Genomic DNA, 25,927 nt, shown 5'->3' with positions numbered 1-25,927 from the left:
GGTTTGATAACGCTTGGTTATGAACTTCACCCTGCGCCAGATCACCTATTTCCTTGCCGTCGCCCGGCTGGGCCATTTCGGCCGCGCGGCCGAGACGGTGCATGTCTCGCAGCCGGGCCTGTCCAGCCAGATCGCCCAGCTCGAGGCGCGGCTGGGCGGGGCGCTGTTCGAACGCGGCGCCGGCGCGGGGCCGGTGCGGCTGACCGCGCTTGGCGAGCGGCTGTTGCCGGTGGCGCAGGAGCTGATGGATACCGCCAAGCGGCTGGAGGCGCTGGCGCGGGCAGGACGGCTGCCCTTGTCGGGGCGGCTGCGGCTGGCGATCATTCCCACGGTCGCGCCCTATCTGATCCCGCACCTGGTGCCGGCGTTGCGTGCCAGCCATCCGATGCTGAACCTGGAATTGCACGAGATCGCGACGGACGAGGTGGTCTCGGGCGTGCTGAGCCACCGTTTCGATGCCGGGATCATGGCCCTGCCGGTCAACGAGCTGGGGATCGAGGCCGAGACGGTCTTGCGCGACGCCTTCCTGGTCGCGTTGTCGGGCAGCGACACTACGCTGCTGTCCGGCCCGGCCCGGCCCGAAAGCATCGAGGCGGACCGCTTGCTGCTGCTGGCCGACGGCCATTGCCTGCGCGACCAGGCGCTGGAGGTCTGCGGGCTGCGCAGCCCGCGGCGCAAGCTGAACCTGGAAGCGGCCTCGATGACGACGCTGATGCGGATGGTGGCCAGCGGCATGGGCATGACGCTGATCCCGCGGCTGGCCCTGGCGGACGAGAACCGCGACGGCCGGCTGCGCATCGTGCCCTTTACCGAGCCGGCGCCCTCGCGCGATCTGGCCGTGGTCTGGCGCCGCAATGCCGAGGCCGGGGCGGATGCGCGGGCCCTGGCCCAGGTGGTGCGCGATCTGGCCCCGGTTCTGGGGGTCGAGCCGATCCCCCGTCCGGTGCCGGATCCGGCGCCCGATGCGCCGACCCGCAAAAGGATCAGCGCAGCACGATCTTGACCGGCAGCACCAGCGCGGTGGTCTTGCCCGAGGGCGGCGCCGGCAGGCGCGGCATCCGCGAGGCCTGGCGGTTCAGCGCCGAATCGATCCTGGCATCCCCGGTCGAGCTTGCCAGCGACGCCCCGGCCACGCGGCCGCTGGGATCGACGCTGAAGCGCACGGTCACGGTCATGGTGTCGCCGCGCCCGTTGAAGCGGGTGCGCTGCATGTGGCGCGCCACCGCGGCCTGCACCTTGGACTGCCAGCTGGCCACCTGCCGCGGGCTGGGCGTGCCGGCCTGCGCCTGGGGTGCGGCGGTGCGGTCGGATTGCGGCGCCCGGACCCTGGTCGTGGCCTGGCGGGCCGGCTGCTCTTCCGGGGCCTTTTCCTTTTTCTCGCGCTTCTTGGGCTCGGGCTGCTTTTCGACGACCTTCCGCTCGGGCTCCGGCTCCGGCTCGGGACGCTCGGGCGGGCGTTCGGATTTCTGCAGCACCACCGCATCGGGCGGCGGCGGGAACAGCGAGTTCATGTCCGCCAGTGGTTCCAGTTCCTGAAGCGGCGGCATGGCGAGTTCCGGTTCGGGCTCCGGCTCCGGTTCGGGCTCGGGTTCCGGTTCGGCCTCGGTCATTTCCGGGGTCTCGGCCTCGTCCGGCGGGGCGGCCGCCTCGGGCATCGGTGCCAGCTCGACATAGACCGGGTCGGGCAGGCCGGGGGGCGCGGCGGCTTCGGCGCGTTGCAGGATCCACAGCGCGCCGCCCATATGCGCGGCCAGGGCCACCGCTGCGGCGGTGCCCCATAGCGCGCTGTCGCGCAGGGCCGGGGAAGGCTTCCAACTCATGGCGTGGGGGCTCCTCCGCTTGACGGGGTCGAGGCGGTTTGCTGGGCCGGCGCTGCGGCGGGTGCTGCCGCGGGTGCAGGTGCTGCCGCGGGCGCATCAAGCTCGGCATCGGCGGGCTGGGCGGCGGGCGCCACCCCCCCGCCGGTGGTTTCAAGCCCGACCAGAGCGATCTTGAGATAGCCGGTTTCGCGCAGGGTGTTCATGACGCCCATCAGGTCGCCATAGGACACCTCCCTGTCGGCGCGCAGGAAGATGCGCTCCTCGCGGTTGTTCTGGGTCGCGGCGGCCAGCGCCGTGGCCAGCCCGCCGGCCGGCACGTCCTCGTTGCCCAGGGCAAGCGTCAGGTCGGGCTTGACGGTGATATAGACCGGCTGGTCGGGGCGCTGCGCCGGGGTCGCGTTCGAGACCGGCAGGTCCACGTTCACATCCACCGTCGCCAGCGGCGCCGCCACCATGAAGATGATCAGCAGCACCAGCATCACGTCGATGAAGGGCGTGACGTTGATCTCGTGGTTCTCGACCAGATCGTCGCCTTGGGTTTCGCGGATGCCGCCGGCCATGGCTCAGACCTCCGTGCGCGAGACGGTGCCGCGGAAGTCGAGGTCGCGGCTGACCAGGCGCTTGACCCCGGCCGCGGCATTGGCGAGCCGCAGGCGGTAGCCGGTGATGGCGCGGGCGAAGACGTTGTAGATGACCACGGCCGGGATGGCCGCGACCAGGCCGATGGCGGTGGCCAGCAGCGCCTCGGCGATGCCCGGCGCCACGACGGCAAGGTTGGTGGTCTGCGCCTGCGAGATGCCGATGAAGCTGTTCATGATGCCCCAGACGGTGCCGAACAGGCCGACGAAGGGCGCGGTCGAGCCGATGGTGGCCAGAACGCCGGTGCCCCGGCTCATGCGGCGGCCGGCGATGGCCTCGATCCGGTCCAGGTGCGAATCGACGCGCTCCTTGACGCCCGAGTCGCCGGCCTGGTCCAGCGCCGGGGCCGAGCGGTCGTATTCGGCGGCCGCGGCGCGGATCATGCGCGAGACCGGGTCGCGGCGGTTGCCGGCCGAAGCCAGCGCCGAGGGCAGGTTCGCCGCCGCTTCGACCCGGCGGATGCCGGATTGGGCGCGCTGCATGGCCCCCAGCAGTTCCAGCACCTTGGCGACCAGCACCGTCCAGGTCACGACCGAGGCAAAGGCCAGGCCGATCATCACCGCCTTCACCACCCAGTCGGCGGCAACGAACATGCCCATCGGCGACAGGTCGTGCGGCAAGTTCGGGTCGCGTTCCGGCGGGTTCAGCATCGGCGACAGCGCGTCCTGCACCGCCTGCGGCAGGATGCTGGAGCCGGCGGGCTCGGCCGCTTCGGGCGCGGCCGGGGCGGGGGCTTCCGGTGCCGCCGGGGTTTCGGAGGCCGCCGGGGCCTGGGCGGTGGCGGGCGCGGTTTCGGGCGCCGCGGGCGTATCGGCGGCGGGGGCCGGTGCGGTCGTTTCCGGCGCGGTCGTTACCGGCGCGGTGGTTTCTTGCGGGGCGGCTTCCGGTGCGGTTGCCGCGGGTGCGGGGGTTTCGGGCGGGGTCGTCTCGGCCGCCGGCGCGGGGGTCGTGCTGGCCGCTTCGGGTGCTGCCGTGCCGGGGGCCGCCGCTTCCGGCGTCGCGGGCTGCGGGACTTGGGGCTGCGGGGCTGCGGTTTCGCCGGCGGGGGCGGCCGGCTGGGTCTGGACCTCGGGCGCCGGGCTGGTCTGGCCGCCCGTGGCGGCTTCCTGCGCCGCGATCGGCGTGGCAAGCAGCAGGCAGGTCAAAGCAACGGCGGTCCCCGCGCTACGGCGCGGCAGTGACTTCTGGGTCATGGCGATCCTTATAGTTCCGGCATTCGATCCGTCCGCATCTTGCTGGGCGCGTCACATGCAAACTGGCATGCCGCCGACCCTCTGGCCGCGGTTTGGGCTTCGTATCGATCACCAAGGTAAAATTGTCAACTATTCCGCGGACGGGCTGCCGCGCTTTATGCCGACCAATAGGCGGCCAGGTGGCTTTGAGCCCTGTCGTGGCCCAGCGTTTCCAGCAGCAGGGCGCGAAGCGCGGCAATCTCGGATTTTTCCGCTGCCGCCCACAGATAGCTGCCGGGCAAGGGCGGCTCGTCGCGCAGCAGGGCGCAAAGCGCCGCGGTCCCGCCGGGCAGGTGGCATATGCGGAAGCCCGCGGGCCGGGGCAGCGGATAGCCGGGCCGGGCGCCGAGCAGGAAGACCTGGCCCTGCGCGCTGCCGGCGCGCGATTCGAGGATGCGGGCCATGGCGGGCCAGGCGGTCTCGTCCCCGGCAAGCATCAGCTGCGCGGCCTGCGGGATGCCGCCGCCGCTGGGGCCAAGCAGGCCGATGCGCGCGCCCGGCCGGGCACTTTGCGCCCAATGCGCCGCCCGCCCGCCGGGATGGTCGAAAACGTCCAGCTCCAGCCAGCCGGCATCGGTGTCGATGCGGCGCACGGTATAGACTGGGCGGTGCAGCGCCTTGTCGCCCCTGGGCCAGAGGATCTGGCCGTTGGCGCCGAGACGCGGCCATTCCGGCGCGTCGTCGCCGGGCTGCGGCAGGACCAGCCGGAAATGCAGCGAATCCTCGGTGGCAAGCCGGTGCAGGTCGGGCGCGGCCAGCCGCACGCGCAGGAAATCCGGGCAGAGCGGCTGGACCCCGACGACCTCGGCCAGGCTGAAATTGCCGGGCGGCTTGCCGGCATCGGCAGCCGAGGGCCAGCGCAGCGCTGCCGCCGCCGCCGGCAGGTGCTGGCCAAGATGTTCGGAAATCGCCTGCTGCATCGCGCCCAGCCATTCGGCGCGATGGGCGCGGGCAAAGACCAGCACGCCGTCGCCGCGCCGCTTGGCGCCGAACTCGCCCATCTCGACCTGGCACCAGATCGAGCGGCCATGGCCGGTATGCAGCTCCAGCCCGTGTTCCTGGGCCTCGTCGCGGATCAGCCGCTCGATCAGGGCGAAATCCTGGCCGGGCAGCAGGGCCTCGGACTGGAACTCGGGCAGGGGGGTGATGCGCATCTGTCGCCTTTCGTGCCTTGCCCCGGAAAGGTTGGGTCTGCGGCGCCCTGCCGCAAGGGCTCAGGCGAGCCGCGCGATCTCGGCCGCCGCCGCCTCGAGCGCGCCCTTGCCATGCGGGATCGCCAGCGCCGTCATCCCGGCCTCGACCACCGCCAGCACGCCCAGCAGCTGATGCGCATTGGCATGGCCCATATGGGCGATGCGCAGCGCGTTGTCGGGATCGGCGGCGCCCAGGCCGATGCCCAGCGTCACCCCCGCGCGGGCGGCGGTCCATTCGCGCAGGGCGCCGGCCTGCGGCAGCCGGGCCGCGGTGACCGAGCGGGCGCGGCCGGCGGGATCGGCGATCAGCGCGCCGATGCCGGGATGGCCCGCGCCCCAGCGCTCCAGTGCCGCCCATGTCGCCCGCGCCAGCCCCTCGTGCCGGGCCCAGGCGGCGGGCAGGGTTTCCTCGTCCAGAAGCATCCGCAGCGCCTCGTTCATGCCGAAGATGTGCTGGACGGGCGGCGTGCCGCCCCAGAACTGCCACAGCGCCTCGGCCTCGGCCCGCGGAGTCCAGTCCCAATAGGGCGTGGCAAGGCCGCTGCGCCCGCGCGCCTTCACCCGGTCCGAGAACCACACGAAGGCCAGCCCCGGCGGCACCATCAGCCCCTTCTGGCTGGCCGAGACCAGCAGGTCCACGCCCCATTCGTCCATCCGCAAGGGCTCGCAGCCCAGCGAGGCGATGGCATCGACGGCCAGGAAGGCGGGATGGCCGCCCATGGCCGCGCGCAGGGCGGGAATGTCGGCGCGGGCGGAACTGGCGGTATCGACCTGGCAGACCAGCACCGCCCGGATCCGCCCCTCGCGGTCCTGCGCTAGCCGGTCGGCCAGCCGCTGCGGGTCGGGGGGCGCGAGGCCGAAGTCCAGCTCCTCGACCTCGATCCCAAGCGCGCGGGCCGTGGCGGCCCAGCCGCGGCCGAAATGGCCCGAGACCAGCGCCAGCGCCCGCTCGCCCCGGTCGAGCAGGTTGACGTTCGCCGCCTCCCAGCCGGCATGGCCGTTGCCGATATAGGGCACGACATGGCCCGCGGTCCCGGCCAGCCGCCTGAGCCCGGCGATCATCGCCCGGTTCTCGGCCGCCAGCGCCTCGCCGTAGATGTCGGGCGAGGCGCGGTGCATGGCGCGCAGCACGCGGTCGGGCGCGGGCGAGGGGCCGGGAATGGCAAGGACGGCGGCGCCTTGGGCGAAGCTCATGGGGAATGCCTTTCTGATGATCCGTCATCCGTAGGACGGCCCCTGCGCCGGGTCAACCGGGGGCGGGCGAGGTGCGGGGCATGGGTATTTGGGCAACGAAGAAGGGCTGGGCCTGGGGCGGCGAGGCCGGGGCGGGCAGCACGGGCGGGATGGGCATTTGGGAAACGGAAAGGGCCGGGCGGGGCCTTCGGCAGGGCCCGCCGGGGCACTGCGCCGCGGGCGGCTTGCCCCCGCGCGGCTTGCGCCTTATCCCTTGCCCTGACCGAGGATCGGGGATGCGATGGCGGACAGACTTCACAGGACGGCCAATCTGTTCGCCCGCATGTGGCGCGACTATCTGCGGCCCTATTGGGGCCGCATCCTGCTGGCGCTGCTGTTCCTGGTCATCGAGGGCTCGACCCTGGGCATGCTCAGCTGGATGCTGAAGCCGCTGTTCGACCGGGTCTTCGTCGGCGGCGACACCGATGCGATCTGGTGGGTCGGCGGCGCGATCTTTGGCCTGTTCCTGATCCGCGCCACCACCTTCGTCGTCAACCGCAGCCTGATGACCTCGGTCTCGCTGGCGGTCTCGACCTCGATGCAGACCGACCTTTTGCGCCATATCATGACCTTGGACGGCGGCTTCTTCCAGCAGAACCCCCCCGGCGCGCTGATCGAGCGGGTGCAGGGCGACACCATGGCGGTGCAGGGGGTCTGGACCACCTTCATCTCGGGCGCGGGGCGGGACATGGTCTCGCTGGTGTCGCTGTTCGGGGTGGCGCTGGCCGTCGATCCCTGGTGGACCATGGCGGCGCTGGTGGGCGCGCCGCTTCTGATCCTGCCGACGCTGGTGGTGCAGCGCTATATCCGGCGCAAGATGCGGCAGAACCGCGTCAACGCCAGCCAGCGCGCCACCCGGCTGGACGAGGTGCTGCACGGCATCAACGCCGTCAAGCTGAACCGGATGGAGGATTACCAGGCCGGCCGCTTTGCCCAGATCGTCACCCGCATCCGCCAGGCCGAGGTCAAGATGTCCGGCATCGGCGCCACCGTGCCGGCGCTGGTCGATGTCGTCACCGGCCTGGGCTTCATCGGCGTGCTGGCGCTTGGCGGTGCCGAGGTGACGCGGGGCGAGCGCACGGTGGGCGATTTCATGTCCTTCTTTACCGCCATGGCGCTGGCCTTCCAGCCGCTGCGCCGGCTGGGGGCGCTGACCGGCACCTGGCAGGTCGCCGCCGCGAGCCTGGAGCGCATCTATGCCGTGCTGGACCTGCGGCCGACCATCACCTCGGGCTCGCGGCGCGAGCCGCCGCCCGACACCACGATCCGCTTTCAGGACGTGCGGCTGGCCTATGCCAACCACCCGGTGCTGAACGGGCTGAGCTTTACCGCCGAGGCGGGCCGGACTACCGCGCTGGTCGGGCCTTCGGGGGCGGGGAAATCCACGGTCTTCAACCTGCTGACCCGGCTGGTCGACCCGGAATCGGGGCAGATCACCCTGGGTGGCGTGGCCTTGCGCGACTATGAGCTGGGCGTGCTGCGCGACCAGTTCTCGACCGTCAGCCAGGATGCGGCGCTGTTCGACGAGACGCTGCGCGAGAACATCCTGCTGGGCCACGACCAGGACGACGAGGCGCTGCGCCGCGCCGTCGTCGCCGCCCATGTCGCCGATTTCACCGACGCCCTGCCGATGGGGCTGGACACGCCTGCGGGCCCGCGCGGCTCGGCCCTGTCGGGCGGGCAGCGCCAGCGCGTGGCCATCGCCCGCGCCGTGCTGCGCAATGCGCCGATCCTGCTGCTGGACGAGGCGACCTCTGCGCTGGACGCGCAAAGCGAGCGGGTGGTGCAGCAGGCGCTGGACGAGCTTTCGGCCGGGCGCACCACGCTGGTCATCGCGCACCGGCTTTCGACCGTGCGGCAGGCCGACAAGATCGTGGTGGTCGAGGCCGGCCGGGTTGTCGAAGAGGGCAATCACGACCAGCTTATGGCCCAGGGCGGCGCCTATGCCGCGCTGGTCCGGTTGCAATTCGGAGAGGATTGATGCGGCGCATTCTGGCGGTTTCGGGCGAGGACCGGGTCGAGTTCCTGCAAGGGCTGGTGACGAACAAGGTCGGCCCGGCGCCGTGCTGGGCGGCGTTGCTGACGCCGCAGGGCAAGTATCTGGCCGATTTCCTGGTCGTGCCCGAGGGCGAGCGGCTGCTGATCGACGTGGACGCGCGGCTGGCGGACGACCTGGCGCGGCGGCTGTCGATGTATCGGCTGCGCTCGAAGGTCGCGATCGAGCCGATGGATCTGGCCGTCGCCCGCGGCACCGGGCCGGCGCCGGCGGGGGCGATCGCCGACCCGCGGCACCCGGCGCTCGGCTGGCGGCTTTACGGCGCCGAGGGGGACGACGGCACCGACTGGGACGCCATCCGGGTCGCGCATTGCATTCCCGAAACCCTGGTCGAGCTGATCCCGAACGAGACCTTCATCCTGGAAGCCGGGTTCGAGCGCCTGCATGGCGTCGATTTCCGCAAGGGCTGCTATGTCGGGCAAGAGGTCACGGCGCGGATGAAGCACAAGACCGAATTGCGCAAGGGGCTGGTGACGGTCGGGATCGAGGGCGCCGCCCCCGTCGGCACGCCGATCCTGATGGCGGACGGGCGCGAGGCCGGCACGCTTTTCACCCAGTCCGGCGGCCGCGCCATCGCCCATATGCGCTTCGACCGCATGGGCGAGGGATTGACGGCGGGGGATGCCCGCATCATCCCGTGACCGGCCCGGCCGAGGAGCGCGTCCGCCGCATCGTGCATGTGGACATGGATGCCTTCTATGCCTCGGTCGAGCAGCGCGACGACCCGGCGCTGCGCGGCCGGCCGGTCGCCGTGGGCGGCATCCAGCGCGGCGTGGTAGCCGCGGCCAGCTATGAGGCGCGGCGCTATGGCGTGCGCTCGGCCATGCCCTCGATGCGGGCGATGCGGCTGTGCCCCGGCCTGGTCTTCGTGAAGCCGCGCTTCGACGTCTATCGCGCCGTCAGCCAGCAGGTCCGCGCGATCTTTGCCGAATACACCCCGCTGGTCGAGCCGCTGTCGCTGGACGAGGCCTATCTGGACCTGACCGATCACCTGGACGGCCGCACCGCCACCCGCATCGCGCAGGAAATCCGGGCGCGCATCCGCGCGGCGACGGGGCTGACAGCCTCGGCCGGGGTCAGCTACAACAAGTTCCTGGCCAAGCTGGCCTCGGACCAGCGCAAGCCCGACGGGCTTTTCGTGATCCCGCCCGAGGCCGGGGCGCAATTCGTGCAGGGCCTGCCCATCGGCCGCTTCCACGGCATCGGCCCGGCCACGGCGGCGCGGATGGAGGCGCATGGCATCCTGACCGGCGCCGACCTGGCCCGGCAGAGCCTGGAGTTCCTGACCGCGCGCTTCGGCAAGTCGGGCAGCTATTACTGGAACATCGCCCGCGGCATCGACACGCGCGAGGTCAAGCCCGACCGCATCCGCAAGAGCATCGGTGCCGAGAACACCTATTTCGAGGATCTGCGCCAGATCGCGGCGGCGCATGAGGCGCTGGCGGTGCTGGCCGACAAGGTCTGGCGCCATGCCGCCTCGGCCGCGCGCCGGGGCCGCACGGTGACGCTGAAGGTGAAATACGGCGATTTCTGCCAGATCACCCGCGCGCGCTCGCTGCCGCGTCCGGTCGAAAGCCGCGACGAGATGCTGGAGATGGCCTGCGAATTGCTGGCCCCGGTCTTTGCCGATCCGCATGGGGTGCGGCTCTTGGGCATCACGCTGTCGGGGCTGGAAGAGGCGCGGCAGGACGAGCCGCCGCGCCAGCTGGGCCTGTTCGATCAGGCGTAAAGGTTGATCACCCCGACCTTCTGGTGGATGCCGTTCACGGTTTCCTTGTCGAGGCCGAGGCCCTGCGCCAGAGTGTGCAGGTATTCGGCCTCCTTGCGGTTGTCGAACTCGATCGCCATCAGCGACATCAGGTAGACCTGCGGGCCGAAGCCCTGCGGCACCTCGCGCGCCAGGGCGGCGGCATCGACCGGGGCGGCCATCTGTTCGCGGATGAAGGCGCGCTCCTCGTCGTCCAGCTCGCCGAACTCGGCCATCAGCTTGGCCTTTTCCGCCTCGTCGATCTCGCCGTCGGATTTCGCGGCCTGGATCATCGCCTTCAGCATCAGCCCGGCCAGCGCGTTCTGTTCCGGCGTGGGCGCGGTCGAGGGCTCGTCGCCGCTGGCCAGCGCCTCGTTGAAGAGTTCGCCGAAACTGGCGTCGTTCTGCGGCTGCGCGTCCTTTTGCGCCAAGCCGCCCCCGCCTTGCGGGGCCTGGCCCTGCGGCTGCTGGCCCTGCGGCTGCGCGCCGCGACCGCCCAGCAGGTCGCCCAGCATCCCGCCCAGGCCGCCCGCCGCCGCGCCGCCCAGCACGCCGCCAAGCCCGCCCGATCCCGTGCCCGAGCCGCCGCGACCGCCGGTCAGCTGGTCGAGCAGACCGCCCAGCCCGCCCTGGGCCGTGCCGCTGTGGCGGGGCGAGTTCGGCCCGCCATAAGCCGTGCCGCCGCCCGAGCGCCCGCCCAGCACCTGGCCCAGCATGTCGCCCAGCCCGCCCGCGCCGCTGCGGCGGTCGCCGGCTTGGCCGGTGTTGTTGCCGAACAACTCGTCGAGCAGCCCGCCGGGGCTGCGCCCGCCGCCCGATTGCGGCCGGTTCTGGGCGTTCTTCATCATGGTTCCGATCCCCTTGGCCAGCATGACGCCGGCCGCGACGCGGGCGAGGGATTTCATCAGGCTCATCTTGGTCCTCCGAAAGCGCTGCGGGGCCGCGGGCCGGGCAGCCTTGTTGCGCAATTCCAACGTATTCGCCGGGTTCCGGTTCCACCGCCACAGCCCCGGCGGCAAAGGCCCGGCCGCCCTTGATTTTTCCCCGGCACGATTATAAGTCGCGGCGGATGTTTCACGACGGGGGCTGTCGCGCGGGTGGCCCCCCCGATAGGAGGCCATGATGGCAAAGGCAAAGTTTGAACGGACGAAACCGCACGTCAACATCGGGACGATTGGTCACGTTGACCACGGCAAGACGACGCTGACGGCTGCGATCACGAAGTATTTCGGTGAATTCAAGGCCTACGACCAGATCGACGGGGCTCCTGAGGAGCGTGCCCGGGGGATCACGATCTCGACCGCGCATGTGGAATACGAATCGGCCAACCGGCACTACGCGCATGTGGACTGCCCCGGCCACGCGGACTACGTGAAGAACATGATCACGGGCGCGGCGCAGATGGACGGCGCGATCCTGGTGGTGAACGCGGCCGACGGCCCGATGCCGCAGACGCGCGAGCACATCCTGCTGGGCCGCCAGGTGGGCATCCCCTACATGGTGGTGTACCTGAACAAGGTGGACCAGGTCGATGACGCGGAACTGCTGGAACTGGTCGAGATGGAGGTGCGCGAGCTGCTTTCGTCCTACGACTATCCCGGCGACGACATCCCGATCATCAAGGGCTCGGCGCTGGCGGCGCTGGAAGGCCGCGACAAGGAGATCGGCGAGGATTCGATCCGCGCGCTGATCGCCGCCGTGGACGAATACATCCCGACGCCCGAGCGCGCGGTGGACCTGCCGTTCCTGATGCCGATCGAGGACGTGTTCTCGATCTCGGGCCGGGGCACGGTGGTGACGGGCCGTGTCGAGCGCGGCGCGGTTAACGTGGGCGACGAGCTTGAGATCGTCGGCATCCGCCCGACCAAGAAGACGACCTGCACCGGTGTCGAGATGTTCCGCAAGCTGCTGGACCGCGGGGAAGCCGGCGACAACATCGGCGCGCTCCTGCGCGGCGTGGAGCGCGACGGGGTGGAGCGCGGCCAGGTTCTGGCCAAGCCCGGCTCGGTGACGCCGCATACCGAGTTCGAGGCCGAGGCCTATATCCTGACCAAGGAAGAGGGTGGCCGTCACACGCCGTTCTTCGCGAACTACCGTCCGCAGTTCTACTTCCGCACGACGGACGTGACCGGGACGGTGAAGCTTCCCGAGGGCACCGAGATGGTGATGCCGGGCGACAACCTGAAGTTCACGGTCGAGCTGATCGCGCCGATCGCGATGGAGGAGAAGCTGCGCTTCGCCATCCGCGAGGGCGGCCGCACGGTCGGCGCCGGCGTGGTGTCGAAGATCCTGAAGTGATCCTTTGGGGCGGCGGCTTCCAGCCGCGGCCCTTCCGGGAGCATCGGGTGATCCCGCGAGGGATATCGCGATGAGGGGCCGCTCCGCAGGGGGCGGCCTTTTTCCTTGCCGCGGGGGTGGTGGCCGCGGGGTTGCTTGCTGGGGCGCGGCTGCCGGGGCTCTGCCCCGGACCCCGGGATATTGGGGCACGAAAGAAGCAGCGCAGGCCGCGCCGGGCGGGAGAGCGGCGCGGGAAAAAGAGCGGAGAGGGGGGGTCATGCTATCCTTGCGCCAGCAGGCAAAGGGAGAGGACGATGACCGAACGCAGGAAGGCTTCCGATTTCCATCCCCGCATCCTCGAGATCTTCGACGGCTACGTGCATGGCCGAATCAGCAAGCGGGATTTCATGGTGCAGGCGGCGCAATTCGCCACCGCCGGGATGAGCGCCGCCGCGATCTTCGAGGCGCTGCGGCCGGATTACGCCCTGGCCCAGCAGGTGCCGCCCGACGATCCCACCATCGCGACCCAGACCGCGAGCTATGACAGCCCCGCGGGCAATGGCCGCATCAGCGGGCTGATGGCGCGGCCGGCCGGGGCGCAGGGCAAGCTGCCCTCCGTGCTGGTGGTGCATGAGAATCGCGGGTTGAACCCCTATATCGAGGATGTCGTGCGCCGGCTCGGCAAGGCGGGCTACCTGGCCTTCGGGCCGGACGGGCTGAGCCCGCTTGGCGGCTATCCCGGCAATGACGACCAGGGGCGCGAGATGCAGGCCAGCCTCGACCCGGTGAAGCTGATGGAGGATTTCTTCGCCGCCCACGAATTCCTGCGCGACCATGCCGATTCGACCGGCAAGGTGGGCGCGGTCGGCTTCTGCTATGGCGGCGGGGTCTGCAACGCGCTGGCGGTGGCCTATCCCGAACTGGCCGCCTCGGTGCCCTTCTACGGCCGCCAGCCCCGGCCCGAGGAGGTGGCGCAGATCCAGGCGCCGCTGATGCTGCATTACGCCGGGAACGACGAGCGCGTGAACGCGGGCTGGCCCGCCTACGAGGCGGCGCTGAAGGAGCAGGGCAAGGAATACCAGGCCTTCTTCTATCCCGGCACCCAGCACGGTTTCCACAACGACACCACGCCGCGCTACGACGAGGCGGCGGCGGAGCTTGCCTGGCAGCGGACGCTCGATTTCTTCGCCGAAAAGCTCTCCTGACGCGAATTGTCAGCAGGGCGGGGCGATCCTTGCCGGGAAAGGAGATTTCGCATGATCGACCATATCGGATTTCCCGTCTCGGACCTTGCCCGCTCGCGCGCCTTCTACGACCGGGCGCTGGCGCCCCTGGGGATCGAGCTGCTGATGGAGGTGACCGCGGAGATGACCGGCGGCCATGGCGCGCATCTGGGCTATGGCCGCGCGGGCAAGCCGTTCTTCTGGATCGGCAGCGGCCGGCCCGCGGGTCCGGGCACCCATGTCGCCTTTGCCGCGCCCGACCGCGCCACGGTCGACGCCTTCCATGCTGCCGCGCTGGCCGCGGGCGGGCAGGACAACGGCGCGCCGGGGCTGCGGCCGGAATATCATCCGGGCTATTACGGCGCCTTCGTCCTCGACCCCGACGGCAACAATGTCGAGGCCGTCCACCACGGAGAACCGGCATGACCCTCTATCGCGGATCCTGCTTCTGCGGCGCCGTCCGCTTCGAGGCCGAGGGCGAGCTGTCGCAGGGCACCATGCGCTGCAATTGCAGCTTCTGCCGCAAGATGCGCTATTGGGAGATGCGCCTGCCCGACCCGGAGCGCTTCCGCATCACCCATGGCGCCGGCATGTTGGCCGAGACCCCGCGCCGGCAGCAGGACGGGGTGGACATGCACCACATGTTCTGCGCCCGTTGCGGCACGCGGCTGTGGACCGAGGGCAACCTGGAAGAGATGGGCGGTCGCTTCGTCCAGGTCTGCGTCGGCGCCCTGGACGACGTGCCCGAGGCCGAGCTGATCGCCGCGCCGGTGTTCTATGCCGACGGGGCGCATGACGCCTGGTGGAATCCCGCGCCCGAGACGCGGCACCTGTGACCGCAGGCCGCGCGCCGCATGCGCCTTCTCCGTTTTCCAAATACTCCGGGGGAGCCCCGCAGGGGCGGGGGCAGAGCCCCCGATCGCAGGCGCCGCGCCCCCGGTTGCCTCGGCGGCGAAATCCGGCTATGGTGCCCGCCGCAACAGGGGAGAACGGTGTCATGGACAACTCGCAGATCTGACCTTTTACGGACGGATTGAAGAGGATTCCCATGACGGCTGACTTCCTTGATGCGGCTTTGCCCCATCCCATGCGCTTTCCCGACGGCACCCTGAACCGGGGGCTGGTGCATCTGAACCGGGTGATCGACCATCCGAATATCGAGATCGGCGATTTCACCTATGCCAGCAGCTTCGACCCGCCGCAGGACTGGGCGGCGCGGCTTGCGCCCTATACCTATGCCGGCGCGCCCGAGCGGCTGGTGATCGGGCGGTTCTGCCAGATCGCCGACCGGGCGCGGATCGTCACCGCCTCGGCCAATCATCCGATGGCCGGGATCTCGACCTATCCCTTTGCGATCTTCGATCACGCGCGGGTGGGCGACTATATCGACCAGATCAGCGGCCTGCCGGATACGGTGATCGGCCATGACGTCTGGATCGGCGACGGCGCCATCATCCTGCCCGGCGCGCGGATCGGCAGCGGCGTCATCATCGGCGCAGGCGCCGTGGTCGGCGGCGTGGTGCCGGATTACGCCGTGGTCGCGGGCAACCCGGCCCGTGTCATGCGCATGCGCTTTGACGATGCCACCATCGCCCGGCTCATGGCGTTGCAATGGTGGCACTGGCCCGTGGCGCGGATCGCCCGCGCCACCGCCGCGCTGGCCCGTGCCGATGTCGCGGCGCTTGAGGAACTGGCCGCCTGAGGCGGTGCGACGAAACGAACCGGGCAAGGGCCCGGCCCGATACGAATGAGGTCTGTCATGTTCAGCTGGTTCGAGCGCCGGCTTGATCCCTATCCCGCCGATCCGCCGCGGATGCCGCCGCAGGGGCTGTGGCGGTTCATCCTGCATTTCTCGCGCGGGGCCGAGGGCTACATGCTGTCGATGGCCGCCTGCTCGGGCCTGATCGCCGTGGCCGAGGTGGTGCTGTTCGGCTATCTGGGCGAGCTGGTGAACCGGCTGGCCGCGGCCGACCGCGAGAATTTCTGGGCGCTCGAGGGCAATCGCCTGATCCTGATGGGCGCGATCCTGGTGATCGGCCTGCCGTTGCTGCAGGTTCTTTTCTCGCTGCTCATGCACCAGACGCTGATGGGGAATTTCCCGCAGCGCATCCGCTGGCAGGCGCATCGCTACCTGCTGCGCCAGTCGATGAGCTATTTCCAGGACGAATTCGCCGGCCGCATCGCCACCAAGCTGATGCAGACCGCGCTGGCCGTGCGCGAAGTCGCCATGAAGTTCATGGACGTGCTGACCTATGTCTGCGTCTATTTCATCGGCGCGCTGGTGCTGGCGGCCTCGACCGACGGCTGGCTGGCGCTGCCCTTCGTCGGCTGGGGCGTGTTCTACGGGCTCTTGCTGTGGTGGCTGATCCCGCGCATCGGCCGCATCAGCGAGGCGCAGGCCGATGCCCGCGCGCAGATGACCGGCCGGGTGGTGGACAGCTATACCAATATCTCGACGGTCAAGCTGTTCTCGCATTCATCGCGCGAGGAGGCCTATGTCCGCGAAAGCATGGACGGCTTTTTGCAGACCGTGCATGGGCAGATGCGGCTGGCCTCGATCCAGAACATCCTGCTGTCGACGCTGAACTCGGGCCTGGTCTTTGCCGTCACGGCGCTGGGGCTGTGGCTGTGGACCCATGGCCAGATCGACGTGGGCGCGGTCGCCGTCGCGATCCCGCTGGCGCTGCGGCTGGGCAACATGTCGCATTGGATCATGTGGGAATTCGCGACGCTCTTCGAGAATATCGGCACGGTGCGCGACGGCATCGGCTCGCTGTCCTTGCCGCGCATGGTGACGGATGCGCGCGGCGCCCGGCCGCTGGCGGTGCCCGAGGGCCGGGTCGAATTCGACCGCGTCACCTTCCGCTATGGCGAGGTGGCGCGGCCCGGCCGCGGCGCGGTGCTGGACGACCTGAGCCTGACCATCGCGCCGGGCGAGCGGATCGGGCTGGTCGGGCGCTCGGGCGCGGGCAAGTCGACGCTGGTGAACCTGATGCTGCGGTTTCACGACCTGGAATCGGGCCGTATCCTGATCGACGGCCAGGACATCGCGCAGGTCACGCAGGAATCCCTGCGCGCGGCCATCGGCGTGGTGACGCAGGACACCTCGCTGCTGCACCGCTCGATCCGCGACAATATCGCCTATGGCCGCCCGGATGCCTCCGAGGCCGAGATCCTGCGCGCGGCCGAACTGGCCGAGGCGGATTTCATCGCCACCCTGACCGATTCGCAGGGCAGGCGCGGGCTGGAGGCGCATGTGGGCGAACGCGGGGTCAAGCTGTCGGGCGGCCAGCGCCAGCGCATCGCCATCGCGCGGGTGCTGCTGAAGGACGCACCGATCCTGGTGCTGGACGAGGCGACCTCGGCGCTGGACAGCGAGGTCGAGGCGGCGATCCAGTCGCAGCTCGACATGCTGATGCAGGGCAAGACGGTGATCGCCATCGCGCATCGGCTGTCCACCATCGCGCGCATGGACCGGCTGGTGGTGATGGAGCAGGGCCGCATCGTCGAGCAGGGCACGCATGAGGCGCTGCTGGCGCGCGGCGGCATCTATGCCGGCCTTTGGGCGCGGCAATCGGGCGGGTTTCTTGAGGCCGAGTGATCTTCCCTCTTGAACCGCGCCCTCACCTGCCGTAATCAGACGCGCGGCTTAGGGGTTTAGCTCAGTTGGTAGAGCATCGGTCTCCAAAACCGAGGGTCGTGGGTTCGAGTCCCCCAACCCCTGCCAGCCGCCTTCCGTGTCATGCCGCGTGCCTTCCGATCCCTGCCGAGATCCCATGGCGCTGAGCATACATCTGGGGGCGCACAAGACCGCCTCGACCCATCTGCAATTTTCCCTGCGCCAGGTGCGCGACCGGCTGCTTTGCGCCGGGCTGGCCTATGTCGATCCGGCCATGCTGCGCGGCCAGCCGCTGTCGCTGTCCGCGGTCCTGGCCCAGGGCATCGGCGGCCGGGACCAGGAATCCGCCCGGCAGATGCTGCTGGACATGCGGCAGGGCTGTCGCGATCTGCTGATCTCGGAAGAGAACATCCTGGGCATGACCCATCGCAGCCGGCTGTTTTCCCGGCGCGGCGAGATCTATCCCCGCGCGGCACAGCGGCTGCGGCATGTCATCGCGCTGGCGGGCGGCGGGCCTGCGGTGGTGTATCTGTCGCTGCGCGACCCGGCCTCCTTCATCGTCTCGGCCTTCGCGCTCCAGGTCGCCGGCGGCAAGGAAATCGACATCGCCGCCTATCTGGGCGACCGCGATCCGGCCCGCTCGGCCTGGGCGGGGCTGGTCGGGCGGCTGGCGGCGGTCGAGGGCGTCTCGCGCATCGTGCTGTGGCGCTACGAGGATTATCCCGCGCTGCGCCCGCGGCTGCTTGAACGGCTGCTGCCCGCCGGCCTTGCCGCCGAGGTGCCCGACCCGCCGCCCGCCAACGTCAGCCTGACCCAGGCCGGCTATGACTGGCTGCTGCGCCGCATCGGGCGAGGGCATCGACCAGCGCACCCTGGCGCGACGTGCGCGCGAGCGGTTCCAGCCCGCCTCGGGCCATGCCCGGCTGCGCCTGCTGGATGACGAGACCCATGCCCGCTCGGCCCGCAACTATGCGCAGGACATCGCCGCCCTGCGCGCCATGCCGGGGGTCGAGTTCCTGGAGCCGTAATCGCCGCCGCTCAGATCGGCGCTTGAAATGCCGGCCGGCGCAGGCTATCTGACCCGCTGCAAGACCGAAGGAAAACCCATGGCCAATCCCGTCCAGTTCATCAGCCAGGTCCGCGCCGAGCTTGGCAAGATCACCTGGCCCACCCGCCGCGAGGTGGTGACGACCACGATCATGGTCTTCATCATGGCGACGCTGGCCTCGATCTTCTTCTTCCTCGTCGACCTGCTGATCAAGACCGGCCTTTCGGTCGTCATCAACCTGGTCGGCAGCTGAGGGCTTGCATTGAAGGGCAGGGGGCGTTATGTCCGCCCGACCTGCCCGTGATACGGCGTGCATCGATTCGGTCGTGCGCGCCGATTTCAATTTGGCCGGCGCCTGCGGCGATTGCCAAGGGATAGGCCGGGGCGGACAAGGAATTCAATGGGTTGGCCTTGGCTCGCCCGGAAGGAAACAGGGGTCGATCGAGACATGGCAAAGCGTTGGTATTCGGTCAGCGTCCTGTCGAACTTTGAAAAGAAGGTCGCCGAGGCGATTCGCCAGGCCGTGGTCGAGAAGGGCCTCGAGGACGAGATCGACGAGGTGCTGGTCCCGACCGAGGAAGTGATCGAGATCCGCCGCGGCAAGAAGGTCACGTCCGAGCGCCGCTTCATGCCCGGTTATGTGCTGGTACGCATGGAGCTGTCGGACAAGACCTATCACCTGGTGAACTCGATCAACCGCGTCACCGGCTTCCTGGGCGCGCAGGGCAAGCCGATGCCGATGCGCGACGACGAGGTGAACGCGATCCTGCATCGCACCGGCGAGGGCGGGGCCGAGGTGGCGCCGCGCAACCTGATCCGGTTCGACGTGGGCGAAAAGGTGAACGTGACCGACGGGCCCTTCGAGGGCTTCTCGGGCATGGTCGAGGAAGTGGACGAGGCCGCGAACCGCATCAAGGTCACGGTGTCCATCTTCGGCCGTCCGACCCCGGTCGAGCTGGAATTCACGCAGGTCTCCAAGACCGCGTGATCGTCTGCGGGAGGCGCCGGCCCTTCGGGGCCCAGCCGCACCGCTAAGTCGGCCCCTTTTCGGGGCGTGATGATAAGGAGAGGGCCAGATGGCCAAGAAAGTTGTCGGCAGCCTCAAGCTGCAAATCAAGGCGGGCCAGGCGAACCCGTCCCCGCCCGTCGGCCCGGCCCTGGGTCAGCGCGGCATCAACATCATGGAATTCTGCAAGGCGTTCAACGCGCGCACGCAGGAGATGGAGCAGGGCTCGCCTGTTCCGGTCGTGATCACCTATTACGCCGACAAGTCCTTTACCTTCGAGACCAAGACGCCCCCGGCCTCGTTCCTGCTGAAGAAGGCCGCCGGCCTGAAGCCGCAGGGCAAGCGCAACCGGGCCAAGGGTTCGGAAAAGCCCGGCCGCCAGGTCGCCGGCACCGTGACCGTCAAGCAGGTCCGCGAGATCGCCGAAGCCAAGATGAAGGATCTGTCCGCGAACGACGTGGAAGCCGCGATGCAGATCATCCTGGGCTCGGCGCGTTCGATCGGCATCGAGGTGAAAGGCTAAGCCATGGCTAAACTGTCGAAAAAACAAGCCGCCGCCCGCGCCGCCTTTGCCGGCAAGGCCAACCTCGCGGTCGAGGAAGCCGTCAAGCTGGTCAAGGAGAACGCCAGCGCGAAATTCGACGAGACCGTCGAGATCGCGATGAACCTGGGCGTCGATCCCCGCCATGCCGACCAGATGGTCCGCGGCGTCGTGACCCTGCCCAACGGCACCGGCAAGGACGTGCGCGTCGCCGTCTTCGCCCGCGGCCCCAAGGCTGACGAGGCGAAGGCCGCCGGCGCCGAGATCGTCGGTGCGGAAGACCTGATGGAGACGATCCAGTCGGGCAAGATCGAGTTCGATCGCTGCATCGCCACCCCGGACATGATGCCGCTGGTCGGCCGTCTGGGCAAGATCCTGGGCCCGCGCAACCTGATGCCGAACCCCAAGGTCGGCACGGTGACGATGGACGTGAAGGGTGCCGTCGAGGCCGCCAAGGGCGGCGAGGTCCAGTTCAAGGCCGAGAAGGCGGGCGTGGTCCATGCCGGCGTCGGCAAGGCCTCGTTCGACGCCGAGAAGCTGGCCGAGAACATCCGCGCCTTCGTGGATGCGGTGAACCGGGCCAAGCCCTCGGGCGCCAAGGGCACCTATGTCAAGAAGGTCTCGATCAGCTCGACCATGGGTCCGGGCGTGTCGCTGGACCTGGCTTCGACCGCCGCGCAGTAACGCGGCAGGAATTTCGCCGGCTTCCTTCAACAGGGCGCCGGCGGATGGCGGGGCAGCGATGCCCCGTCCTGTCCGAGACGGAGGGTGCGGGACGCGATCATTGATCCGGGCCGCTTAATCGTCCTTCCTGAGATGGGATCAAGACCATTTTCCGGGCCTCGCTCCGGGTGATCTTGGGACCGTCACGGACCCTCCAGTCGCTGTTCGGGCGGCTGGAAAGTGAGAGCCGGGGGGAAACCCCCAACTTGGAGTGAAACCGTGGATAGAGCGCAAAAAGAACAGGTGGTCGAAGAACTCGGCCAGATCTTTGAAGCCTCTGGCGTCGTGGTGGTTGCCCGCTACGAGGGAATGACGGTTGCCCAGATGCAGGACCTGCGCGCGCAGATGCGCGAAGCCGGCGGGTCCGTTCGCGTTGCCAAGAACAGGCTCGCCAAGATCGCCCTGGATGGGAAGCCTTGCGCAAGCATCGCCGACTATCTGACGGGTATGACCGTGCTCGCCTTTTCCGAAGACCCGGTGGCTGCCGCCAAGGTCGCGGATAAATACGCCAAGGGGAACGACAAGTTCGTGATCCTGGGCGGTGCCATGGGCGACACGGCGCTTGACCCTGCCGGTGTGAAAGCCGTGGCCCAGATGCCGTCGCGCGAGGAGCTTATCGCTTCGATCGTGGCCTGCATCGGTGCCCCTGCTTCCAACATCGCGGGCGCGATCGGCGCACCTGCCAGCAACATCGCGGGCATCCTCTCGACTCTGGAAGAGCGCGAGGCCGCCTGAGGCAATCCCCATTCCGTCGTGGGGTTGAAACCCCGACGTTGGAACACTTAATGGAAAGAACGGAAAAATGGCTGATCTGAAGAAACTCGCCGAAGAAATCGTGGGCCTGACCCTGCTGGAAGCCCAGGAACTGAAAAACATCCTGAAAGACGAATACGGCATCGAGCCCGCCGCTGGCGGCGCGGTCATGATGGCCGGTCCGGCTGCCGGCGCCCCCGCCGAAGCCGCTGAGGAAAAGACCGAATTCGACGTCGTCCTGCTGGACGCCGGCGCCAACAAGATCAACGTGATCAAGGAAGTGCGCGGCATCACCGGCCTGGGCCTGAAAGAAGCCAAGGATCTGGTCGAAGCCGGCGGCAAGGTGAAAGAGGGTGCCTCGAAAGCCGACGCCGAGGAAATGAAGAAGAAGCTCGAAGCGGCTGGCGCCAAGGTCGAGCTGAAGTAATTGGCCGTTTCGGCCGATTGACTGCAAGAAATGGGCAGGGTCCGGGGTTTTCCCGGACCCTGCCGAACCTGTCTTGAAGGGCGGTTTGTCCGCCAGACCTTCCTTCAGGGCATGTTCGGGGTTCGGGAGCCTCGCGGTGGGACGCGCGGCACGAATGGAACCCCGCCCCTCATTCGCCGCCTTGCGCCGGTCGGGCCCCGACGGCCGCTGCAAGCGAAAGACGAAAGGTAAGACCCTCTATGGCGCAAGCTTATGTCGGCCAGAAACGCATCCGGCGTTACTATGGCAATATCCGCGAAGTTCTGGAGATGCCGAACCTGATCGAGGTTCAGAAATCCTCCTATGACCTGTTCCTGCGCTCCGGCGACGCCGAGGGCCATCAGGACGGCGAAGGCATCCAGGGCGTCTTCCAGTCGGTGTTCCCGATCAAGGACTTCAACGAGACGGCGACGCTGGAATTCGTGAAATACGAGCTGGAAAAGCCGAAATACGACGTGGACGAGTGCCAGAGCCGCGACATGACCTATGCCGCGCCGCTGAAGGTGACGCTGCGTCTGATCGTGTTCGATGTCGACGAGGCGACCGGCGCCAAATCGGTCAAGGACATCAAGGAACAGGACGTCTACATGGGCGACATGCCGCTCATGACGCAGAACGGGACGTTCATCGTGAACGGGACCGAGCGCGTCGTGGTGTCGCAGATGCACCGTTCGCCCGGCGTGTTCTTCGACCATGACCGCGGCAAGACCCATTCCTCGGGCAAGCTGCTGTTCGCCTGCCGCATCATTCCCTATCGCGGCTCGTGGCTGGACTTCGAATTCGACGCCAAGGACCTGGTCTTCGCGCGCATCGACCGCCGCCGGAAGCTGCCGGTGACGACGCTGCTCTATGCGCTCGGCATGGACCAGGAGGGCATCATGGATGCCTTCTACAATACCGTGGACTACAAGCTGCAGCGCGCCGGCAAGGGGCAGGCCGCGGGCTGGGTCACGAAGTTCTTCCCCGAGCGCGTGCGCGGCACCCGCCCGACCTATGACCTGGTGAACGCCGAGAGCGGCGAGGTCATCACCAAGGCCGGCGACAAGGTGACGCCGCGGCTGGTCAAGCAGCTGATCGAACAGGGCGACGTGAACCTGCTGCTGCCGTTCGAAAAGATCATCGGCCGCTTCGTCGCCAAGGACATCATCAACGAGCAGACCGGCCTGATCTATGCCGAGGCCGGCGACGAGATCACCGTCGAATACGACCGCGACGGCGAGATTTCGGGCGGGTTGCTCAAGGTGCTGCTGGACAACGGCATCGAGGAGATCCCGGTCCTCGACATCGACCATGTCAACGTCGGCCCCTATATCCGCAACACCATGGCGGCCGACAAGAACATGAGCCGCGAAGGCGCGCTGATGGACATCTATCGCGTCATGCGTCCCGGCGAGCCGCCGACCGTCGAGGCCGCCTCGGCGCTGTTCGGCAGCCTGTTCTTCGACAGCGAGCGCTATGACCTGTCCGCCGTGGGCCGGGTCAAGATGAACATGCGCCTTGACCTGGATGCGCCGGACACCCAGCGCACCCTGCGCAAGGAGGACATCATCGCCTGTATCCGCGGGCTGGTGGAACTGCGCGACGGCAAGGGCGAGATCGACGACATCGACCACCTGGGCAACCGCCGGGTGCGCTCGGTCGGCGAGCTGATGGAGAACCAGTATCGCATCGGCCTGCTGCGCATGGAACGCGCGATCCGCGAGCGCATGTCGGGCGTCGAGATCGACACGGTGATGCCGCAGGACCTGATCAACGCCAAGCCGGCAGCGGCCGCGGTGCGCGAGTTCTTTGGCTCCTCGCAGCTGTCGCAGTTCATGGACCAGACCAACCCGCTGTCGGAAGTCACCCACAAGCGGCGCCTGTCGGCGCTTGGGCCGGGCGGCCTGACCCGCGAGCGCGCCGGCTTCGAGGTGCGCGACGTCCACCCGACCCATTACGGCCGGATGTGCCCGATCGAGACGCCGGAAGGCCAGAACATCGGCCTGATCAACAGCCTCGCGACCTTTGCCCGCGTGAACAAATACGGCTTCATCGAGACCCCCTATCGCAAGGTGGTCGAGGGCCAGGTGACGGATGACGTGATCTACATGTCCGCCACCGAGGAGATGCGCCACACCATCGCCCAGGCCAATGCCGAGCTGGACGGCGAAGGCCGCTTCGTGCAGGAGCTGGTCTCGACCCGCCAGGCCGGCGACTTCATGCTGAACCCGGTCGAGGCGGTGGACCTGATCGACGTGTCGCCGAAACAGCTGGTTTCGGTCGCCGCGGCGCTGATCCCCTTCCTTGAAAACGACGACGCCAACCGCGCGCTGATGGGCTCGAACATGCAGCGCCAGGCGGTTCCGCTGCTGCGGGCCGAGGCGCCCTTCGTCGGCACCGGCATGGAAGCGACCGTGGCGCGCGATTCCGGCGCCGCGATCATGGCCCGTCGCGGCGGCATCATCGACCAGGTCGATGCGCAGCGTATCGTTATCCGCGCCACCGAGGACCTGGGCGCGGGCGATGCGGGCGTGGACATCTATCGCCTGCGCAAGTTCAAGCGCTCGAACCAGTCCTCGACCATCAACCAGCGCCCGCTGGTCAAGGTGGGCGACAGGGTGGTCAAGGGCCAGGTCGTGGCCGACGGTCCCTCGACCGACCAGGGCGAACTGGCGATCGGCCGCAACGTGGTCGTGGCCTTCATGCCCTGGAACGGCTACAACTACGAGGACTCGATCCTGATCTCCGAGCGGATCCACCGCGACGACGTGTTCACCTCGATCCATATCGACGAATACGAGGTTGCGGCGCGCGACACCAAGCTGGGCCCGGAAGAGATCACCCGCGACATCCCGAACGTCGGTGAAGAGGCGCTGCGCAACCTCGACGAGGCCGGCATCGTCTATATCGGCGCCGAAGTGGGTCCGGGCGACATCCTGGTCGGCAAGATCACCCCGAAAGGCGAAAGCCCGATGACGCCGGAGGAGAAACTGCTCCGCGCCATCTTCGGCGAAAAGGCGTCGGACGTGCGCGACACCTCGCTGCGCCTGCCGCCGGGGGCCTATGGCACCATCGTCGAGGTCCGGGTGTTCAACCGCCACGGCGTCGACAAGGACGAGCGCGCGCTGCAGATCGAGCGCGAGGAAGTCGAGCGCCTGGCCCGCGACCGCGACGACGAGCTGGCGATCCTGGAGCGCAACATCTATGCGCGCCTGAAATCGCTGATCATGGGCAAGGAAGTCGTCAAGGGGCCGAAAGGCATCCGCGCCGGCGCCGTGGTGGACGACGACCTGCTGGGCCAGCTGAGCCGCGGCCAGTGGTGGCAGCTTGCCGTCGCCGACGAGGACACCGCCAAGGAAGTCGAGGCGCTGAACCAGCAATTCGACGCGCAGAAGCGGGCGCTGGACAACCGTTTCGACGACAAGGTCGAAAAGGTGCGCCAGGGCGACGACCTGCCTCCGGGCGTGATGAAGATGGTCAAGGTCTTCGTCGCGGTGAAGCGCAAGCTGCAGGCGGGCGACAAGATGGCCGGCCGTCACGGCAACAAGGGCGTCGTCTCCAAGGTCGTGCCGATCGAGGACATGCCCTTCCTGTCCGACGGCACCCCGGTCGACCTGGTGCTGAACCCGCTGGGCGTGCCCTCGCGGATGAACGTGGGCCAGATCCTGGAAACCCACATGGGTTGGGCGTCGCGCGGCCTGGGCATCAAGATCGACGAGGCGCTGCAGGACTATCGCCGCAACGGCGACATGAGCCCGGTGCGCGAGGCGATGCGGAACGGCTATGGCGACGACTTCTATGCCGAGACCTTCGAGGGCATGGATGACGAGACCCTGCTGGAGCATGCCGATGCGGTGCGCGGCGGCGTTCCGATCTCGACGCCCGTCTTCGACGGCGCGAAAGAGGCGGACGTGAACGACGCGCTGCGCCGTGCGGGCTTCGACACCTCGGGCCAGTCCATCGTCTTCGACGGCCGCACCGGCGAGCAGTTCGCGCGCCCGGTCACCGTCGGGATGAAATACGTCCTGAAGCTGCACCACCTTGTCGACGACAAGATGCACGCGCGTTCGACCGGGCCTTACTCGCTTGTCACGCAGCAACCGCTGGGCGGCAAGGCGCAGTTCGGCGGCCAGCGTCTGGGCGAGATGGAGGTCTGGGCGCTGGAAGCCTATGGCGCCGCCTATACCCTGCAAGAGATGCTGACGGTCAAGTCGGACGACGTGGCCGGCCGGACCAAGGTCTATGAGAGCATCGTCAAGGGCGAGGACAATTTCGAGGCCGGCGTGCCGGAATCGTTCAACGTCCTGGTCAAGGAGGTCCGGGGTCTGGGCCTCAACATGGAACTCCTGGATGCGGAGGAGGACGAGTAAGG

General features: G+C 68.7%; 24 protein-coding genes and 1 tRNA gene. 19 read left to right on the top strand and 6 right to left on the bottom strand.

What is annotated here, in order from left to right; all coding sequences use genetic code 11:
- Positions 1–19 precede the first annotated feature (19 nt).
- On the top strand, positions 20–1,003 hold the full coding sequence (locus E3U26_RS05370) for a hydrogen peroxide-inducible genes activator (protein WP_499105665.1): 984 nt from the start codon (positions 20–22) through the stop codon (positions 1,001–1,003).
- On the opposite strand, the gene E3U26_RS05365 is transcribed toward E3U26_RS05370, so the two are convergent.
- The 5 genes from E3U26_RS05365 to E3U26_RS05345 all read right to left on the bottom strand — a co-directional run bounded on the left by E3U26_RS05365 (position 984) and on the right by E3U26_RS05345 (position 6,078).
- A complete protein-coding gene (locus E3U26_RS05365) occupies positions 984–1,820 on the bottom strand; it encodes an energy transducer TonB family protein (RefSeq protein WP_499105664.1) in 837 nt (278 codons plus the stop codon). The two genes, E3U26_RS05370 and E3U26_RS05365, sit on opposite strands and share 20 nt — an antisense overlap.
- Complete coding sequence (gene exbD, locus E3U26_RS05360; protein WP_499105663.1) at positions 1,817–2,380, bottom strand: ExbD/TolR family protein; 564 nt, start codon at positions 2,378–2,380, stop codon at positions 1,817–1,819. The genes E3U26_RS05365 and exbD overlap by 4 nt, the downstream gene beginning before the upstream one ends.
- A 3-nt stretch (positions 2,381–2,383) precedes the next feature.
- Positions 2,384–3,652: a MotA/TolQ/ExbB proton channel family protein gene (gene exbB, locus E3U26_RS05355; protein ID WP_499105662.1), complete on the bottom strand. Its 1,269-nt coding sequence runs from the start codon at positions 3,650–3,652 to the stop codon at positions 2,384–2,386.
- Positions 3,653–3,807: 155 nt separating this feature from the next.
- A complete protein-coding gene (locus E3U26_RS05350) occupies positions 3,808–4,845 on the bottom strand; it encodes a siderophore-interacting protein (RefSeq protein ID WP_499105660.1) in 1,038 nt (345 codons plus the stop codon).
- A 60-nt stretch (positions 4,846–4,905) separates the two neighbouring features.
- Entirely contained in the window at positions 4,906–6,078 is a 1,173-nt protein-coding gene (locus tag E3U26_RS05345; protein ID WP_499105659.1) for a pyridoxal-phosphate-dependent aminotransferase family protein, read from the bottom strand.
- Between the two features lie 280 nt (positions 6,079–6,358).
- On the opposite strand from E3U26_RS05345, the gene E3U26_RS05340 reads away from it, so the two are divergent.
- From E3U26_RS05340 to dinB, 3 genes are read left to right on the top strand one after another with little or no spacing between them, the layout of a single operon-like run.
- A complete protein-coding gene (locus E3U26_RS05340) occupies positions 6,359–8,098 on the top strand; it encodes an ABC transporter ATP-binding protein (protein ID WP_499105658.1) in 1,740 nt (579 codons plus the stop codon).
- The gene (gene ygfZ, locus E3U26_RS05335; protein ID WP_499105657.1) at positions 8,098–8,814 is read left to right on the top strand and encodes a YgfZ/GcvT domain-containing protein; all 717 of its coding nucleotides are present in this window, start codon (positions 8,098–8,100) and stop codon (positions 8,812–8,814) included. Before E3U26_RS05340 ends, ygfZ begins: the two co-directional genes overlap by 1 nt.
- Entirely contained in the window at positions 8,811–9,902 is a 1,092-nt protein-coding gene (gene dinB / locus E3U26_RS05330; RefSeq protein WP_499105656.1) for a DNA polymerase IV, read from the top strand. Before ygfZ ends, dinB begins: the two co-directional genes overlap by 4 nt.
- Here dinB and E3U26_RS05325 read toward each other — a convergent pair.
- Complete coding sequence (locus tag E3U26_RS05325; RefSeq protein WP_116171074.1) at positions 9,893–10,834, bottom strand: DUF533 domain-containing protein; 942 nt, start codon at positions 10,832–10,834, stop codon at positions 9,893–9,895. The genes dinB and E3U26_RS05325 overlap by 10 nt on opposite strands.
- Positions 10,835–11,042: 208 nt before the next feature.
- On the opposite strand from E3U26_RS05325, the gene tuf reads away from it, so the two are divergent.
- From tuf to rpoB, 15 genes are all read left to right on the top strand, one after another.
- On the top strand, positions 11,043–12,218 hold the full coding sequence (tuf, locus tag E3U26_RS05320; RefSeq protein ID WP_036754146.1) for an elongation factor Tu: 1,176 nt from the start codon (positions 11,043–11,045) through the stop codon (positions 12,216–12,218).
- 293 nt (positions 12,219–12,511) lie between these two features.
- Complete coding sequence (gene yghX / locus E3U26_RS05315; protein WP_499105655.1) at positions 12,512–13,402, top strand: dienelactone hydrolase family protein; 891 nt, start codon at positions 12,512–12,514, stop codon at positions 13,400–13,402.
- Positions 13,403–13,453: 51 nt separating this feature from the next.
- Positions 13,454–13,846: a VOC family protein gene (locus E3U26_RS05310; protein WP_114536194.1), complete on the top strand. Its 393-nt coding sequence runs from the start codon at positions 13,454–13,456 to the stop codon at positions 13,844–13,846.
- On the top strand, positions 13,843–14,256 hold the full coding sequence (locus E3U26_RS05305) for a GFA family protein (RefSeq protein ID WP_036754097.1): 414 nt from the start codon (positions 13,843–13,845) through the stop codon (positions 14,254–14,256). The genes E3U26_RS05310 and E3U26_RS05305 overlap by 4 nt, the downstream gene beginning before the upstream one ends.
- Before the next feature lie 212 nt (positions 14,257–14,468).
- Complete coding sequence (locus tag E3U26_RS05300; protein WP_036754100.1) at positions 14,469–15,122, top strand: CatB-related O-acetyltransferase; 654 nt, start codon at positions 14,469–14,471, stop codon at positions 15,120–15,122.
- A 57-nt stretch (positions 15,123–15,179) separates the two neighbouring features.
- Positions 15,180–17,021 carry an ABC transporter ATP-binding protein gene (locus E3U26_RS05295; protein ID WP_499105654.1) on the top strand — a complete coding sequence of 614 codons (1,842 nt, stop codon included), beginning with the start codon at positions 15,180–15,182 and terminating at the stop codon, positions 17,019–17,021.
- A gap of 50 nt (positions 17,022–17,071) precedes the next feature.
- Positions 17,072–17,147: transfer RNA gene (locus E3U26_RS05290), tRNA-Trp, on the top strand.
- Between the two features lie 49 nt (positions 17,148–17,196).
- Positions 17,197–17,979, top strand: a complete 783-nt coding sequence (locus E3U26_RS05285; RefSeq protein WP_499105653.1) for a hypothetical protein — start codon at positions 17,197–17,199, stop codon at positions 17,977–17,979.
- 166 nt (positions 17,980–18,145) lie between these two features.
- Positions 18,146–18,340 (top strand): preprotein translocase subunit SecE, encoded by a 195-nt coding sequence (gene secE, locus E3U26_RS05280; RefSeq protein WP_024845742.1) that lies wholly within the window; start codon positions 18,146–18,148, stop codon positions 18,338–18,340.
- Positions 18,341–18,535: 195 nt separating this feature from the next.
- Positions 18,536–19,075 carry a transcription termination/antitermination protein NusG gene (nusG, locus tag E3U26_RS05275; RefSeq protein WP_036754109.1) on the top strand — a complete coding sequence of 180 codons (540 nt, stop codon included), beginning with the start codon at positions 18,536–18,538 and terminating at the stop codon, positions 19,073–19,075.
- 88 nt (positions 19,076–19,163) lie between these two features.
- Positions 19,164–19,616 (top strand): 50S ribosomal protein L11, encoded by a 453-nt coding sequence (rplK, locus tag E3U26_RS05270; RefSeq protein WP_036754111.1) that lies wholly within the window; start codon positions 19,164–19,166, stop codon positions 19,614–19,616.
- 3 nt (positions 19,617–19,619) lie between these two features.
- Entirely contained in the window at positions 19,620–20,318 is a 699-nt protein-coding gene (gene rplA, locus E3U26_RS05265) for a 50S ribosomal protein L1 (RefSeq protein ID WP_036754114.1), read from the top strand.
- Positions 20,319–20,576: 258 nt separating this feature from the next.
- Positions 20,577–21,092 (top strand): 50S ribosomal protein L10, encoded by a 516-nt coding sequence (gene rplJ / locus E3U26_RS05260; protein WP_036754117.1) that lies wholly within the window; start codon positions 20,577–20,579, stop codon positions 21,090–21,092.
- 67 nt (positions 21,093–21,159) lie between these two features.
- Complete coding sequence (gene rplL, locus E3U26_RS05255; protein ID WP_036754120.1) at positions 21,160–21,537, top strand: 50S ribosomal protein L7/L12; 378 nt, start codon at positions 21,160–21,162, stop codon at positions 21,535–21,537.
- Between the two features lie 239 nt (positions 21,538–21,776).
- On the top strand, positions 21,777–25,925 hold the full coding sequence (gene rpoB / locus E3U26_RS05250) for a DNA-directed RNA polymerase subunit beta (RefSeq protein WP_072464176.1): 4,149 nt from the start codon (positions 21,777–21,779) through the stop codon (positions 25,923–25,925).
- The last annotated feature ends 2 nt before the right edge of the window (positions 25,926–25,927 follow it).

Source organism: Paracoccus ferrooxidans (assembly GCF_029909815.1).
In the GTDB taxonomy this organism is placed as follows: domain Bacteria; phylum Pseudomonadota; class Alphaproteobacteria; order Rhodobacterales; family Rhodobacteraceae; genus Paracoccus; species Paracoccus versutus.
This window is presented reverse-complemented; position numbering and strand designations above follow the sequence as displayed.

Bases quoted from the DNA above. Each gene is read 5' to 3' on its own strand.
- exbD (WP_499105663.1), bottom strand. From the start codon at position 2,380: ATGGCCGGCGGCATCCGCGAAACCCAAGGCGACGATCTGGTCGAGAAC.
- E3U26_RS05325 (WP_116171074.1), bottom strand. From the start codon at position 10,834: ATGAGCCTGATGAAATCCCTCGCCCGCGTCGCGGCCGGCGTCATGCTG.
- rpoB (WP_072464176.1), top strand. From the start codon at position 21,777: ATGGCGCAAGCTTATGTCGGCCAGAAACGCATCCGGCGTTACTATGGC.
- tuf (WP_036754146.1), top strand. From the start codon at position 11,043: ATGGCAAAGGCAAAGTTTGAACGGACGAAACCGCACGTCAACATCGGG.
- E3U26_RS05370 (WP_499105665.1), top strand. From the start codon at position 20: ATGAACTTCACCCTGCGCCAGATCACCTATTTCCTTGCCGTCGCCCGG.
- E3U26_RS05300 (WP_036754100.1), top strand. From the start codon at position 14,469: ATGACGGCTGACTTCCTTGATGCGGCTTTGCCCCATCCCATGCGCTTT.
- rplL (WP_036754120.1), top strand. From the start codon at position 21,160: ATGGCTGATCTGAAGAAACTCGCCGAAGAAATCGTGGGCCTGACCCTG.
- secE (WP_024845742.1), top strand. From the start codon at position 18,146: ATGGCCAATCCCGTCCAGTTCATCAGCCAGGTCCGCGCCGAGCTTGGC.
- E3U26_RS05310 (WP_114536194.1), top strand. From the start codon at position 13,454: ATGATCGACCATATCGGATTTCCCGTCTCGGACCTTGCCCGCTCGCGC.
- nusG (WP_036754109.1), top strand. From the start codon at position 18,536: ATGGCAAAGCGTTGGTATTCGGTCAGCGTCCTGTCGAACTTTGAAAAG.
- E3U26_RS05345 (WP_499105659.1), bottom strand. From the start codon at position 6,078: ATGAGCTTCGCCCAAGGCGCCGCCGTCCTTGCCATTCCCGGCCCCTCG.
- rplK (WP_036754111.1), top strand. From the start codon at position 19,164: ATGGCCAAGAAAGTTGTCGGCAGCCTCAAGCTGCAAATCAAGGCGGGC.
- E3U26_RS05295 (WP_499105654.1), top strand. From the start codon at position 15,180: ATGTTCAGCTGGTTCGAGCGCCGGCTTGATCCCTATCCCGCCGATCCG.
- E3U26_RS05350 (WP_499105660.1), bottom strand. From the start codon at position 4,845: ATGCGCATCACCCCCCTGCCCGAGTTCCAGTCCGAGGCCCTGCTGCCC.
- E3U26_RS05340 (WP_499105658.1), top strand. From the start codon at position 6,359: ATGGCGGACAGACTTCACAGGACGGCCAATCTGTTCGCCCGCATGTGG.
- rplA (WP_036754114.1), top strand. From the start codon at position 19,620: ATGGCTAAACTGTCGAAAAAACAAGCCGCCGCCCGCGCCGCCTTTGCC.
- exbB (WP_499105662.1), bottom strand. From the start codon at position 3,652: ATGACCCAGAAGTCACTGCCGCGCCGTAGCGCGGGGACCGCCGTTGCT.
- E3U26_RS05305 (WP_036754097.1), top strand. From the start codon at position 13,843: ATGACCCTCTATCGCGGATCCTGCTTCTGCGGCGCCGTCCGCTTCGAG.
- E3U26_RS05365 (WP_499105664.1), bottom strand. From the start codon at position 1,820: ATGAGTTGGAAGCCTTCCCCGGCCCTGCGCGACAGCGCGCTATGGGGC.
- yghX (WP_499105655.1), top strand. From the start codon at position 12,512: ATGACCGAACGCAGGAAGGCTTCCGATTTCCATCCCCGCATCCTCGAG.
- ygfZ (WP_499105657.1), top strand. From the start codon at position 8,098: ATGCGGCGCATTCTGGCGGTTTCGGGCGAGGACCGGGTCGAGTTCCTG.
- E3U26_RS05285 (WP_499105653.1), top strand. From the start codon at position 17,197: ATGGCGCTGAGCATACATCTGGGGGCGCACAAGACCGCCTCGACCCAT.